The 14,296-nt window shown below is 36.1% G+C and carries 7 protein-coding genes; all 7 read left to right on the top strand.

Going from position 1 to position 14,296, the window contains the following annotated elements:
* Nucleotides 1-752 precede the first annotated feature (752 nt).
* A complete protein-coding gene (locus H344_RS0114370) occupies nucleotides 753-1,763 on the top strand; it encodes a helix-turn-helix transcriptional regulator (RefSeq protein WP_026810951.1) in 1,011 nt (336 codons plus the stop codon).
* 58 nt (nucleotides 1,764-1,821) lie between these two features.
* On the top strand, nucleotides 1,822-4,377 hold the full coding sequence (locus tag H344_RS0114365; RefSeq protein ID WP_026810950.1) for an N-6 DNA methylase: 2,556 nt from the start codon (nucleotides 1,822-1,824) through the stop codon (nucleotides 4,375-4,377).
* 3 nt (nucleotides 4,378-4,380) lie between these two features.
* A complete protein-coding gene (locus H344_RS0114360; RefSeq protein WP_026810949.1) occupies nucleotides 4,381-5,544 on the top strand; it encodes a hypothetical protein in 1,164 nt (387 codons plus the stop codon).
* Between the two features lie 225 nt (nucleotides 5,545-5,769).
* A complete protein-coding gene (locus H344_RS0114355) occupies nucleotides 5,770-8,157 on the top strand; it encodes a type I restriction-modification system subunit M (RefSeq protein WP_026810948.1) in 2,388 nt (795 codons plus the stop codon).
* Nucleotides 8,157-9,485, top strand: a complete 1,329-nt coding sequence (locus H344_RS0114350) for a restriction endonuclease subunit S (protein WP_026810947.1) — start codon at nucleotides 8,157-8,159, stop codon at nucleotides 9,483-9,485. The genes H344_RS0114355 and H344_RS0114350 overlap by 1 nt, the downstream gene beginning before the upstream one ends.
* A gap of 3 nt (nucleotides 9,486-9,488) precedes the next feature.
* Nucleotides 9,489-10,823: a RelA/SpoT domain-containing protein gene (locus tag H344_RS0114345; protein WP_026810946.1), complete on the top strand. Its 1,335-nt coding sequence runs from the start codon at nucleotides 9,489-9,491 to the stop codon at nucleotides 10,821-10,823.
* A 270-nt stretch (nucleotides 10,824-11,093) separates the two neighbouring features.
* Entirely contained in the window at nucleotides 11,094-14,141 is a 3,048-nt protein-coding gene (locus H344_RS0114340) for a type I restriction endonuclease subunit R (RefSeq protein WP_026810945.1), read from the top strand.
* Nucleotides 14,142-14,296 lie beyond the last annotated feature (155 nt).

Genomic DNA, 14,296 nt, shown 5'->3' with positions numbered 1-14,296 from the left:
CTTCCCTCTGTATTAAGGACATCCTTGAACCCCAACTCCTGCATTGGGAGGATATCCACGAACATGTCAACGATCCGTGCCCAGGAATCCGGGCTCAGGCAGGATTCGAAATCCATCATTACCAATTGGTCCCTATTAAAACCTGTTATAAAATCCATATCATTAAGATAGTCAATATCAGAACGTTATAGGCTCAATGGGTTAAAGGTAATCAACAAAGTTATTAAGAAAAGTAAGGTTGTTGCGCAGTCTGACGTTTAGTATAACCGCGGTTACGGCTTAATATACGAGGTTTTTAGGTTAAGCACAGACGTTAGCAATTACGCGTGGATTCGGACGAAGTCGAATTCGCCGTAATTGCGGTTATACATTGTGCCTGTTGCACAAGTTAGGCAAAAAAAAAGAGTGTTTTCGATCTTGCGGATCGGGATTTGGATCGTATCTTTAGTTATGCAGGTCAAAAAATACAATAAGAGAAAATTTCTTGTTGATTTTGTTCAATTGTTTATTTTCACCCTCTAAAGCCTAATCCTTACGTAACTGGGGTTCTGGCGGATGTTGACCCCCTTGCAAAATAATATTGAGTAGATCGTCGGTTGCTAAATGTCTGATAATAAATGACCACGTACAATAACTAAATATTGTAGGAGATCACTCATATCCTTACATCGTAAGAAATTTCCACTAACACCCACCCCTACATCCGTAATTTTTTATAATTTTAAAGGTTTAATCAACCACAACCTATTAATATGGCCATTACAAAAAACGCTCTCATAAGGTATCATGCATTGGATAGATGTTTTAGCAATCCTGGGAGGAATTTTGATATGAAAGCATTGTTGGAGGAGTGTAATAAAGATTTATACGAGTCCAACCCAGACTCGGATGGAATAAAGAAAAGGCAGCTTTATGACGATATACGGTTTATGGAATCCTCCCAAGGTTGGTCTATAGACCTAGAAAAAATTAAAAACGGAAGGAGTGTATACTATCGCTATGCCGACCCAAAGTTCTCTATTAAAAAAGAGCCAATTAATGAATTAGAAGCCGAGCAGGTTAAATCGGCCATGCTCGTTTTAACCCGATTTAAAGGGCTCCCACAGTTTGAATGGATCAACGAATTGTTGCCTAAACTAGACCAGACTTTTAAGCTGTCTAATCAGTCCCAGGAAATAATGAGTTTCGAATCTAATGAGTTTCTAGAGGGTTTAGAGCATATTTCTCCATTATTTAATGCCATACTACACAAACAAACCCTTAATATAACCTATAGGTCATTTAAAAGCGATAAAGACAGTATCCTTACCTTCTCCCCTTATCATTTAAAACAATACAACAATCGCTGGTTCTTGTTTGGGAAAAATGACGATTATGAAAACCTAACCAACCTAGCATTGGACAGGATAGAAAAAATTGAGAACTCCAGTGCCTCCTATATTGAAAACACGGAGATAGATTTTAACGAGTATTTTGAAGATATTATTGGGGTGTCCAAATCCGCCGGAGCGGAGGAAGTAAAGATCGAACTACAGGCCGCACCTGATTTGGCTCCTTACATTAAAACCAAGCCACTGCATGGATCCCAACGTACCATTACTGAAAACAATCAAGGGTTTACCTTCTCTATACAAGTGATCCCCAATTACGAATTAGAAAAATTAATCCTCTCTTTTGGGGAGCAACTCAAACTAATAGAGCCGGCAGACCTTAAAGAGAAACTTAAGAATAGATTACAGAATAGTCTTAACAATTTTGATTAGTGCAGATCTACTGCACAGGTCAGTACTTTATTTGCAGAGTAATAATAAATTATAGTGAATGGCTAAGTTAGAAAAGAAATTTTGGAATATTTTAGATAATGCCCGAGGACAAAAAGCTATCGGAGAATTAAAGGAGCTTTTTATCTCTATGGTATTTTTAAAGTATGCCAGTTATAAAGTTAACTCGAATTCATCGAAAAACATTGTAATACCAGATAATGCTAATTGGGATACTATATTTAAAAGTTTAGATAATCCAAATATTAAGGATTCTTTAGTTCTTGCATTTTCTATTATAGAACGTGAAAACCCTGACTTAAAAAACACCTTTAGTGCTTTTAATTTTATTTATGCATCATACAAGGATGACGACTTGCTAGTCAAAAAATTATTCCATGGTTTAGAGGAATTAGATTTTTCAAATTACAATAAAAGCTTTTCCGTGCTTATTGGTAAGGTGCTCGAGATTTTCACAAAACATGAAGGAAAAGCAAGTTCCGCCTATACTACTCCCGATTCAGTTGCGCAGTTAATGGTCAAATTATTAAGTCCTAAACACGGATCTGTTTTAGATTCTACCTGCGGTTCTGGAGGTTTTTTTCAAAAGGTTATAGATAATTATCCCTTCGGTGATTTTAAATTTTACGGGCAAGACAATAACGCTTCGATCTTGGCTATTGCCAAATTACGATTTGCATTTCAAGAAAGGACCCCATTTCATTTTAGTGGAGCAAAAAGCACTTTAACCGAAGATCAATTCCCAAATTTAAAAGTAGACTATGTGCTTATGCAACCTCCTTTTGGAGTTAAATCAGGGATGGATCGAGGAATGGAAATGGATCTCAGATTTTCATTTGGCTTGCCACCCAAGTCTAATGCCGATTTTGCCTGGATTCAACACGCTATTTCACATTTAAATAGTAATGGAAAAGCAGCTCTATTGCTTAGTTTAGGTGCAATGTATAGGGGAGGAATAGAAGCTAAAATACGAGAACGTCTTATAAAGGAAGACTTAATAGAAGCAATAATTACATTACCAGCTAATTTGCTTGAAAATACTAGTATTCCAGTTAGTATATGGCTATTAAATAAAAATAAGCCTGTAAGGAGTAAAATATTATTTATTGATGCTTCTGATAAAGGTCAAAAAATGCCTCGTAGGTTTCAACATTTCTTAGATTCTAATAGTATCTCGGAAATTGCATCGCTGTTTAAGTCTTGGCAACAGGATAATTTAAAAAACTCCGATGTCATCGGCTTTTCAAAAGTGGCTTGCTTAGGAGAAATTGCAGATAACGAGTACTCACTAATGCCTGGTAGATATGTTGGTTTTGAGGAATTGATCACGGTAGATTTTAGTGATGCAATTCCTTTAGGGGAAGTTCTAGAGTATGTCAGACCAACGAGACTTCAACCTGATTTTAATTATGAAAGAGTTAGTATTAAAGATTTGTCTTCAAATCCAGATAATTATTTGTTGAACACAAAGGTTCTGACTGAAGGAGATTTACAATCCGGCTATAGTTTACTCCAAAATGATGTTCTATTAATATCAAGAGTAGGAACAAACATTAAGCCAACCTACCATGGATCAAGTAAAAAGAAATTAGCATATTCTTCGAATTTTATATTCTCTTTCAAAGTGAACACTTCTAGAGTTCTATTGGATTATTTGATTGCAGAACTACATAAAGAATATGTAAAGGTTCAAATAGATAGCTACAGGGTTGGTGTTGACGCAACCATGATTCGAAAGGAGGATTTGAATAATATTCAAATTAAAATTCCTTCCTCTATAAAGAGACAACAGGAGATTTTTGAACAAGAGCGGGAGGTACGATTTCAATCTTTAACAAAAGAGCTTGGTTTCGAAAAGGAAATAGCAAATCTCAAGGAAGCACAATTAAAAGATTTGGGTTCTAAGAAGCATAACATTATGCAACATCTTAATAATGTAAAATCCTCCGCAGATGTGTTAACTAAAATGATGGATATTAATAATGGAACACTTAAAGCCGCGGATATTATTGATCCTCGCAGAGGGGTGACGGTAGAAAAACGTTTTCTTCGTTTACTAGAAAGTCTAGATAAGGTAATTTATTATGTAGATAATATAACGAATGAACTAGAATATGACGCTGCAGAAATAATAGATCCAGTAAAATATTTAAAGGAGTTTAAAGAAAGAGGTATTCAAAAAGAAAACTTCAATATCGAGATTCTGGTTGACAAGACCTCCTTTCAGCAAAGAAGGTCATTGATAAAAATATCTCAAAATGATTTTGAAGAGATATATAATAATATTCTAGAAAATGCCATTGCTCATGGTTTTGTAGACGAAAACAAATCTTACATTTTCCGTATATCTATAGGCTATTTAAAAGACTTCATAGAAATTTATTTCGAAAATAACGGAAAACCTTTTCCAAAAGGAATATCAGAAAGATATGAGATAAAAGGAGAAAAGGCAGGAACAACTGGGGGAACCGGGATTGGTCTTTGGAAAGTATCTGAAATCGCAAAACACTTTAACTGTAAACTTGAGGTTTTTGATGACCCTTCTAGTGAGTTCCCAGTCGGTTTTAAATTTATATTTAAGCTTGAAACAATATAGGAGATGAAAAAATATGAAGTACTATGGATAGATGATGACGCTGAAAAACAAGATGCTTTTTTAGAGTCTGCATATCTAGAAGGTCTAAATATTAATTACTTTAAAACCTCTAAACAGGGTATGGAGGAATTAACCTCTAAAATTGAACTTTATGATGCAGTAATTTTAGATGCCTTGGTGTATAATGAATCTGAGGATGAAAAGGCTGGATTAATAGGTTTATTAAATTCTATCAAAATAATTCATAGTTTAGCAAATCGTAAAAAAATCCCCTATTTTATTTTCTCTGGCTATATAGATCAAGACGAGCATACCAGTGCAAGAGAAATGTTAGCTGATGAAACTATTTTTATTAAAAGTAAAGATAATCATGCCTTATTTGGTGCAATCAAAAAAGCAGCTGATAAGCACGAAACCACTCAATTAAAACATAAATATCCAAAGGTGTTTGCGCTTTGTGAAGATAATTATATTGGGAGTAAACATTTCGAAAGGATATTGCAACTAGTTAAAGATATTGAGAATCCAGATCTCATTTATAATCAACAAGACACCTTATTACCAATCCGTAAGGTATTAGAAGCTTTATTTGAAAAGATGAATAAAATAGGCTTAGTTCCGGATGAAATTCAAAATGGTAGCGGAGCAATTAATGGTGCCAGTAGTTTTTTAGGAGGTTACAATAAGTACTACAATTACAAAGAAGAATTAATTCACCCTGTAATTGCAGCCACAATTCGTCATTTAATCAGTTTCACTCAAGACGCTGCCCATAATGAAGGAAATAAGTTAGGTGTAGATACATATTTAAGCAGTACTAATAATAACTTTTTGTATCAATCATTATGCTATTCCTTACTTGAAGTCTTAGATTATTTAAAATCTTTTATCGATGCTAATTCAGATAAAGAAAAAAATCAAAGAAAATGGAGTGTTAAAGACGTAAAAACAACTCCTGGTGAATTAATATCGGGAAGCATTACAAAAATTGCGGAAAATGGATGGGGTACATTTGAATCCAATCAACTATCTGAAACAATTGGCGTCCATATTAATTTAATGAAAGCACATAGTCTTGTAGAAGGTTCACAAGTTAACATTACTACCAAACCAAGCCCTTGTGGCAACAAACTATATATAAGAGAAATAGTTGCCAAGATCAAATAACATATAATTAGTTCCTATATTACAAATCAACAATTAAAGAAATAAGAATACAAGCTTTGAATATCTTACAAAGCCTGAAATACCTAGGGTAGAAATCCTCTAATTAGTTATTATCCTCTAACGCGGATAAGTAATGTTTTTATTACAAAATTGATTACGTTTACAGATGTTTAAGATTTCTATACAGATTAACTAAAATATTACCTACCAAAATAGAATTACTAAATGAATAAATCTTCACACAACAAAATAGTTTCCTTTATATGGTCTATTGCAGACGACTGCTTAAGAGATGTGTACGTACGTGGTAAATACCGAGATGTTATATTACCCATGATTGTCCTGCGCCGTTTAGATGCGCTATTAGAACTTACAAAAGAAGCCGTTCTAGAAGAGTTGGCTTTCCAAAGGGATGAAGCAGGCTTTACCGAGTGGGACGAGTCCGGATTACGCGAGGCCTCTGGCTATGTGTTTTACAACACTAGCAAATGGACCCTCCAACAAATAAAGGACACGGCAACCAATAGTGCTCAGATCTTACAGGCCAACTTTGAGGATTACCTCAATGGTTTCAGCCCCAACGTAAAGGAAATCATTGAGAAGTTTAAGCTACGTAGTCAGGTACGCCATATGGCCACCAAGGATGTCTTGTTAGATGTATTGGAAAAATTCACTTCTCCCTACATTAACCTTACCCCTTTTGAAAAAGAAGATCCCGAAGGAAGAAAACTCCCTGGACTATCAAATTTAGGTATGGGGTATGTGTTTGAAGAACTCATCCGTAAATTCAACGAAGAAAATAACGAGGAGGCTGGGGAACACTTTACTCCACGTGAGGTAATTGAACTTATGACCCATCTTATCTTCGATCCCATAAAAGATTCCCTCCCACCGGTAATGACCATTTATGATCCTGCTTGTGGAAGTGGTGGTATGCTAACCGAGTCACAGAACTTTATTAAGGACGAAGAAGGGGCTATTAAAGCTATGGGAGACGTCTATCTTTTTGGAAAAGAGATAAACGACGAAACCTACGCCATCTGTAAGTCAGACATGATGATTAAGGGGAACGACCCCGGAAATATTAGAGTGGGCTCTACCCTATCTACGGACGAATTTGCAGGTACTACTTTCGATTTTATGCTCTCTAATCCTCCTTATGGGAAGTCTTGGAGTAGTGAGCAGAAATACATTAAAGATGGTAAGGATGTTATAGATCCACGTTTTAAAGTGGTCTTATCTGACTATTGGGGCGTAGAGGAAGAGGTAGATGCCATCCCACGTTCTTCGGATGGGCAGTTGCTTTTCCTTATGGAAATGGTAAGCAAAATGAAACCTTTGTCCCAAAGTCCAACAGGGACTCGTATTGCCTCTGTACATAACGGTTCTAGTTTGTTTACGGGAGATGCCGGAGGTGGAGAAAGTAATATCCGACGGTATATCATAGAAAACGATTTGTTGGAAGCTATTATTCAAATGCCTAATAACTTGTTCTACAATACGGGTATTACTACCTATATCTGGCTTTTAAGCAACAACAAGGCAGCAGACAGAAAAGGGAAAGTACAACTAATAGATGCAGGCGAGTTGTATAGAAAACTACGTAAGAACCTAGGGAATAAAAACTGTGAATTTGTCCCAGAACATATTAGTGAAATTGTAGAAGCCTACAATAATATGAGTGAGGTAGAACGTGAGGGGGAACAAGGCATTTCTGCTCAGGTTTTTGACAATGCTGATTTTGGTTATTACAAGGTCACCATAGAACGCCCAAAACGATTAAAAGCTCAATTTACTGCAGAACGTATAGAGAGTTTGCGATACGACCGGGTGTTGCAAGAACCGATGCAGTATGGGTATGAAACCTTTGGCGATAGTATATACACCAACACCAAACAGCACGAAAAAGAACTGTTGGATTGGTGCGAGCAGAACGATTTAAATCTCTCGGCCGCCAATAAAAAGAAACTTACTAAAAAGGAAACCTGGCAGAAACACCAACATTATGTAACCCTTGCCAAGAAATTGGAGGCTCATTTTGGGGATGAAGTATTTAATGATTACAACCTATTTGAAAAAAAGGTAAACCAAATTATTAAGTCTGAAAAACTAGAAGCTTCAGCTTCCGATAAAAAAGCAGTCCTAAACGCGGTGAGTTGGTACGATGCCGAAGCCGAAAAAGTGATCAAGAAAAAGGAAAATCTAACTGGGGATAAACTAGAAAGGCTTTTAGAGCATTTAGGATGTAAGGAAGAAGATTTGGCCGATTTTGGTTATTATTCTAAGGATAGTATTGGTGTCCCCTCGAGCGCAGTCGAGAGGTCATTAAAGGATGGAGAGTTCATCACCTACGAAACCGAAAGCGATTTACGCGATTCCGAAAACGTACCACTTAAAGACAATATTCACGATTACTTTCTACGAGAGGTAAAACCACACGTTGATGAAGCCTGGATAAACTTAGATGCTACCAAAATTGGGTATGAGATTAGCTTTAACAAATACTTCTATAAGCATACGCCATTGAGAAGTATAGAGGAGGTAACCCAAGATATTTTAGAATTGGAGAAACAGAGCGATGGCTTAATTGCTGAAATTTTAAACTTGGCGTAATGGAAGAAACAATTAAAAACACTTTGGTAGCTGAGCGTAAGCAAAGCTACGAACGCTACAAAGATTCTGGGGTAGAATGGTTAGGTGGAATTCCTGAACATTGGGAATGTATTAGAATGAAAAGACTATACCGTGATCATTCAGAAAAGAATTTTCCGAATGCAGAACTCTTATCTGTAACACAAAACCAAGGGGTAGTCCCAAGGAGTTGGGTAGAAAATAGAATGGTAATGCCTTCTGGAGCTTTAGAAGCTTTTAAACTTATTAAAGAAGGTGATTTTGCAATAAGCCTTAGGTCCTTTGAAGGAGGTTTAGAATATTGTCATTATACTGGTATCATAAGTCCAGCATACACTGTCCTAAAAAAGAATAGAAGTGATTTAAGTGAGCAATTTTACAAATATCTTTTTAAGTCATTCTCCTTTATTTCAGAATTACAAACAAGTGTTGTAGGTATTCGTGAAGGTAAAAACATTAGTTATCCAGAACTATCGTATTCCTTTCTCCCTGTTCCAAGCATAGAGGAACAAACCGCCATCGCCAAATTTTTAGATGATAAAACGGCTAAAATAGACCAGGCCATTGGCATTAAAGAGCAACAAATTGCCCTGCTTAAAGAACGGAAACAAATCCTTATCCACAAAGCGGTCACTCGTGGCTTGGATGACAATGTAAAACTAAAAGACTCCGGCGTGGAGTGGATTGGGGAGATTCCGGAGCATTGGGAGGTGAAGAAGTTATTTGGCTTATGCCAATTTATTAGAGGTAATTCAACTTTTAGTAAAGATGAATTGTTAAACAACGGACAGTATGTTGCATTACAATATGGGAAAACTTATAAAGTAGATGAAGTTGACGATAAATTTAATTTCTATGTTAATGATGAATTTTATAAGGATTCTCAAATTGTGAATCGTGGTGATACTATTTTTATATCAACTTCTGAAACAATTGAAGATTTAGGACATTCGGCTTTTTATAATAGAAATGATTTAGGGTTATTAGGAGGCGAACAAATGATGTTAAAACCAAACATTGAGAAAATACATGGTCATTATTTATATTTTTCTTCAAAGGTTTTTTCTAAAGAACTAAGAAAATTCGCTACAGGAATTAAAGTTTTTAGGTTTAATATTAATGACTTAAAGACTATCTATATAGCTGTTCCACCACTTTCCGAACAAAAAGAAATTTCAGAATATATAGAAACGGCTTCACAAAAAATTGAAACAGCTATTTCTATAAAGCAGCAAGAGATAGAGAAGTTAAAGGAGTATAAGAGTAGTTTAATTAATAGTGTGGTTACGGGGAAGGTAAAGGTTTGTTAAGGTATGAAATATACAGGAGGAGATATAAAAAGATTAGGCAACCGCCTAAGAGATAGTAAAGGCAAGCATATTTCTGACGCGGATTTAGATTTGTTACAGGCCCATAGGCTTTCATTTACAGAACCTCTATTTAGAGTATTTAAAGACCTTACAAGATATAAAATTGGTGTAGAACGCTCGGCCATCATAGCTTTTAGATTAAAGCGAATTTCGACTATCATTAACAAAACCATTAGAAAACCTCAAATGCAACTTAATCGTATGTGGGATGTTGCAGGTATTAGGATTATTTTTAACAACGAGGTTGCTGTAAGGAAGATGTTATCCATTATATCGGATAATTATGAAGTGAGGGGCGAACCTAGAGATAGATTTAATAACCCAAAAAAAATTGGTTATCGAGCCATACATGTTTACATTACAGATTCGATAAGTGGTAAAGTCATTGAGGTTCAATTGAGAACTAGAGAAACCCATAATTGGGCAACACTTGTAGAAATCACTGATGTACTATATGGGACTAGATTAAAAGAGGAAGGTTATGATAGCGATAAGGAGTGGGGTTATTTTCATCAATTAGTGTCAAGTAATAGGCAGCTAATAGAGGATGAAGCTAATTTTTTGTACAAGAAACTAGATAAACACGACTTTATTTCAAAACTTGCCGAAACTTTTAGACATAATTCTTCAATTGTAAAAAAACAGTGGCAAAATGTTCAGCATAAGGACAAATACTTTTTAATCGAACTATCTTCTAATAGCGTTCCCAAGCTTTCCAGCTACAGTAATTATGAAAAAGCGGAAGCGGATTATTTTGATTTATATAAAAAAGATGAAGGAGCTCTAATAGTATTAACTTCAATTGACAAACCTTCTTTTGAACAAATTAGTATTGCATATGCAAACTACATATTATCGTACCATAAGTTTATAAGAGATGTCCAAGAAATACTAAAAGAACTTGCAATTGAGAAATTGGAAGATAAAAGCTTTAAGGAGTTTAGAAAAATTTTCAGACTCTACGAAGATATTCAGGCCAATAATATAATTAACATACTTATTGAACGTGATGATGTAATAGTGAATATTGAAGGCAAATCACTTCGCTTAGAGAGTAATTCTAAGATTAGTACAAAAAAACGCAAAGAAATTAGAAAGCAAATCAATACTGGAATTCTGGATTTAGCAACTAGGCACAAGACCTTTATGGCTGAGATTAAAGGTGTATATAAGACATTACCTTTATGGGCTTGGAAGACTAAATCTTTCCTCAATAGACACGAAAGAAGAGTAAGTAAACGCTTGAAGTCAATTGAGTTAAAGTTTGATAAGAATTAAATTGATAATCAAAACAAAGTGATAGTATATAAAATACAAGTAACTATTTAGGTTAAAGGTCATTATTTCCATTTAAATATTTAAACCAGTAACTAGTTAGAGCAGAGCAATTTGGAAATATTAACCAACAGGACTTTTCTAATAAAAAAGTTGCTAAATAGCTCCATGGACCATTGGGAAAGGGAATCAAAGATCACTATATCGCAACATTATCATAGCAATATAAGTAACCTGTGTATAGCACCAGTAGAATAAAAAGTAAAAAACATTATGCATAGCCAAACCAACGAACAAGCTTTAGAAGCAGCCATAGAAAAAAAATTGACCGGGACCAACCTAGAAGCTATTAAAAAAGCGGGTCTTAGCATAGATGGAGTTAATGAAAACGGTGAAATGTATAGAACTGGAAATGGCTACTATATTGGGCAACCCCATCATTTTAATAAACAATTTGCCATAGACGAGCAATACTTTTGGGAATTCTTGGAAGCCACCCAAAAAGAAGAGCTAGAAAAACTACAAAAGCAGAGCGACTGGAAACTTAAAATTCTAAATCGCTTTGATAGAATGGTTAAGAAATATGGAATTCTACATCTTCTTAAAAAAGGGTTGGGCGTAGATGATGCCCATTTCACTTTGTTTTATGTACTCCCCCTTGCTAGTAGTAGTAAAACCGTAAAAGAAAACTTTGAACAAAACATATTTAGTGTTACCAGACAGCTGCGTTATTCTGTAGACAATCCTAGGGAAGAGATAGACATGGTGCTCTTTATAAATGGAATGCCCCTAGTCACTATGGAACTTAAAAACCATTGGACTGGCCAAAATGCAAGAGTACATGGACAGCATCAGTACAAAACCCAGCGAGATATTCGCCAACCGCTGTTACAATTTGCTAGATGTATGGTCCACTTTGCCGTAGATACGGACGAGGCCTATATGACCACAAAACTAAATGGCAAAGACACCTTTTTCCTCCCCTTTAACAAAGGTGATAATCACGGAAAAGGAAATCCCACTAATTCTTTTGGTCACAAAACGGCCTATTTGTGGGAAGAGGTGTTTACTAGACAAAGTCTGGCCAATATTGTACAACATTTTGTTCGCCTAGATGGGACCAAAAAAGACACGCTAAGCAGTAGAACGCTATTCTTTCCTCGTTATCACCAAATGGATGTGGTACGCGGTATTATAGACCACGCAAGTAAAAATGGTGTAGGACACACCTATTTGGTGCAACACTCGGCAGGTTCAGGAAAATCTAATTCTATTACCTGGGCAGCTTATCAGTTAATAGAGACCTACCCAGAACATAGTAACGTTCCTGGAAGTAAGGGATTACAACAACCCCTTTTTGATTCTGTTATCGTGGTAACGGATAGGCGTTTATTGGATAAGCAGTTACGAGAAAACATTAAAGAATTCTCGGAAATGAAAAATATTATTGCTCCGGCTTATTCCTCAAGGGAATTAAGGGATAGCCTGGAGCAAGGCAAAAAAATTATTATAACTACCATTCAAAAATTTCCATTTATTATTGATGGTATTGCGGATCTAAGCGACAAACGATTCGCTGTAATTATAGATGAAGCCCATAGTAGCCAGAGCGGGACAGCCCACGACAACATGAATCAGGCAATGGGCAATCAGATTTCAGAAGATGAGGAGATAGATGTGCAGGATAAGATAATCAATGCCATGCAATCCAGGAAGATGCGTGGCAACGCCTCCTATATGGCTTTTACGGCCACCCCAAAAGCCATTACCTTGGAGAAATTTGGGGAACAGCAGGAAGATGGAAGTTTCGCCCCCTTTCACCTCTATTCCATGAAACAAGCCATTGAAGAAGGCTTTATCTTGGATGTGCTAGCTAATTATACTACATTAAAAAGCTATTACGAAATAGAAAAATCCATTGAGGAAAACCCCCTATTCGATACGGCAAAGGCTCAAAAAAAGCTACGTGCCTTTGTAGAACAGCATGAGCGAACGATTCATACCAAAGCAGAAATAATACTAGATCACTTTATCCCGAATATTGTCAATCAAAAAAGATTAAAAGGGAAAGCAAAGGCTATGGTGATTACGCAGAGTATAGAGTCGGCCATTAGATATTATAAAGCGCTGAATCGCATTCTAGATGATAAAGGCAATCCTTTTAAAATTGCCATTGCTTTTTCGGGCACTAAAGAGGTGGATGGTATTGAATACACCGAAGCGGAAATGAATGGGTTTCCCGATAAAGACACTAGTGATAAATTTAACGAGGACGACTACCGAATACTGGTAGTAGCTAATAAATACCTTACCGGTTTTGACCAGCCTAAATTGTGCGCTATGTATGTAGACAAGAAACTACAAGGCGTATTGGCGGTTCAGGCGCTATCACGCTTAAACAGGGCTGCCGATAAATTGGGCAAAAAAACGGAAGATCTTTTTATTTTGGATTTCTTCAACTCTACGGAAGATATTAAAAACTCATTCGATCCTTTTTACACAGCTACTTCCTTAAGCGAAGCCACAGATGTAAATGTACTGCACGAGTTAAAAGATGTGTTAGACGATGTGGGCGTTTATGAATGGGAAGAGGTAGAAGAATTTAATACCCTCTTTTTCAAAAAAGCAGATGCCCAAACACTAAGTCCAATTATTGATACTGCCGCAGATCGTTTTATTACAGAATTAGAACTAGAAGAGGAGGAGAAAGCCGATTTTAAAATCAAGGCCAAACAATTCGTAAAAATCTATGGACAGATGGCCTCTATCCTACCCTTTGAGGTCCTGAATTGGGAGAAGTTATTCTGGTTTCTAAAATTTCTTATTCCCAAACTCCCCATTAAGAATCCAGAAATTGATCTAATGGACGAGTTGCTAAATTCTGTGGATTTATCTACTTATGGCTTGGAGCGAGTAAAACTGAACCACAGCATAGGCTTGGATGATTCTGTGTCGGAATTAGATCCGCAGAACCCCAATCCTAGAGGAGCTCATGGTAGTGAGGAGGAAAAGGATCCCTTGGAATTGATTATAAAATCCTTTAATGAAAGATGGTTCCACGGATGGGAAGCCACCCCAGAAGATCAACGGGTTAAATTTATAAGCCTAACAAAATATATTCAGGCCCATCCCGATTTTCAAACCAAAGTAGCTGAGAACAATGATGAACAAAACAAAGATTTGGCCTTCCGTAAAATTCTAGATGATGTAATGTCTAAACAACGTAAGCAAGAGCTGGACCTATACCGTTTATACGCAAAAGATCCCACCTTTTACCAGGCGTTTTTTGATACCATGAAACGGATGGCAAGTATGCCATAGTAACCTAGTGGGGGAAGATAAAATTGTAAAGGCTATCAAAAATCAGCTTTCATGGAATCGATAACTAAAAGGAATCTTCCAAAACTCAATAATGTTTCTAAAAATTCTAATAAATATTATAAGGAGTAAATAAAATGCCCAAAAGTGCATAAAGA

Origin of the sequence: Arenibacter latericius DSM 15913, assembly GCF_000424985.1 — a bacterium.
Taxonomy (GTDB): domain Bacteria; phylum Bacteroidota; class Bacteroidia; order Flavobacteriales; family Flavobacteriaceae; genus Arenibacter; species Arenibacter latericius.
Note: the sequence above shows the minus strand (reverse complement) of the source record. Positions and strands in the feature narration are given on the sequence as shown.

Excerpts from the sequence above, each read along its gene's own strand:
- H344_RS0114350 (WP_026810947.1), top strand. The coding sequence starts at position 8,157 with ATGGAAGAAACAATTAAAAACACTTTGGTAGCTGAGCGTAAGCAAAGC.
- H344_RS0114360 (WP_026810949.1), top strand. The coding sequence starts at position 4,381 with ATGAAAAAATATGAAGTACTATGGATAGATGATGACGCTGAAAAACAA.
- H344_RS0114365 (WP_026810950.1), top strand. The coding sequence starts at position 1,822 with ATGGCTAAGTTAGAAAAGAAATTTTGGAATATTTTAGATAATGCCCGA.
- H344_RS0114370 (WP_026810951.1), top strand. The coding sequence starts at position 753 with ATGGCCATTACAAAAAACGCTCTCATAAGGTATCATGCATTGGATAGA.
- H344_RS0114345 (WP_026810946.1), top strand. The coding sequence starts at position 9,489 with ATGAAATATACAGGAGGAGATATAAAAAGATTAGGCAACCGCCTAAGA.
- H344_RS0114355 (WP_026810948.1), top strand. The coding sequence starts at position 5,770 with ATGAATAAATCTTCACACAACAAAATAGTTTCCTTTATATGGTCTATT.
- H344_RS0114340 (WP_026810945.1), top strand. The coding sequence starts at position 11,094 with ATGCATAGCCAAACCAACGAACAAGCTTTAGAAGCAGCCATAGAAAAA.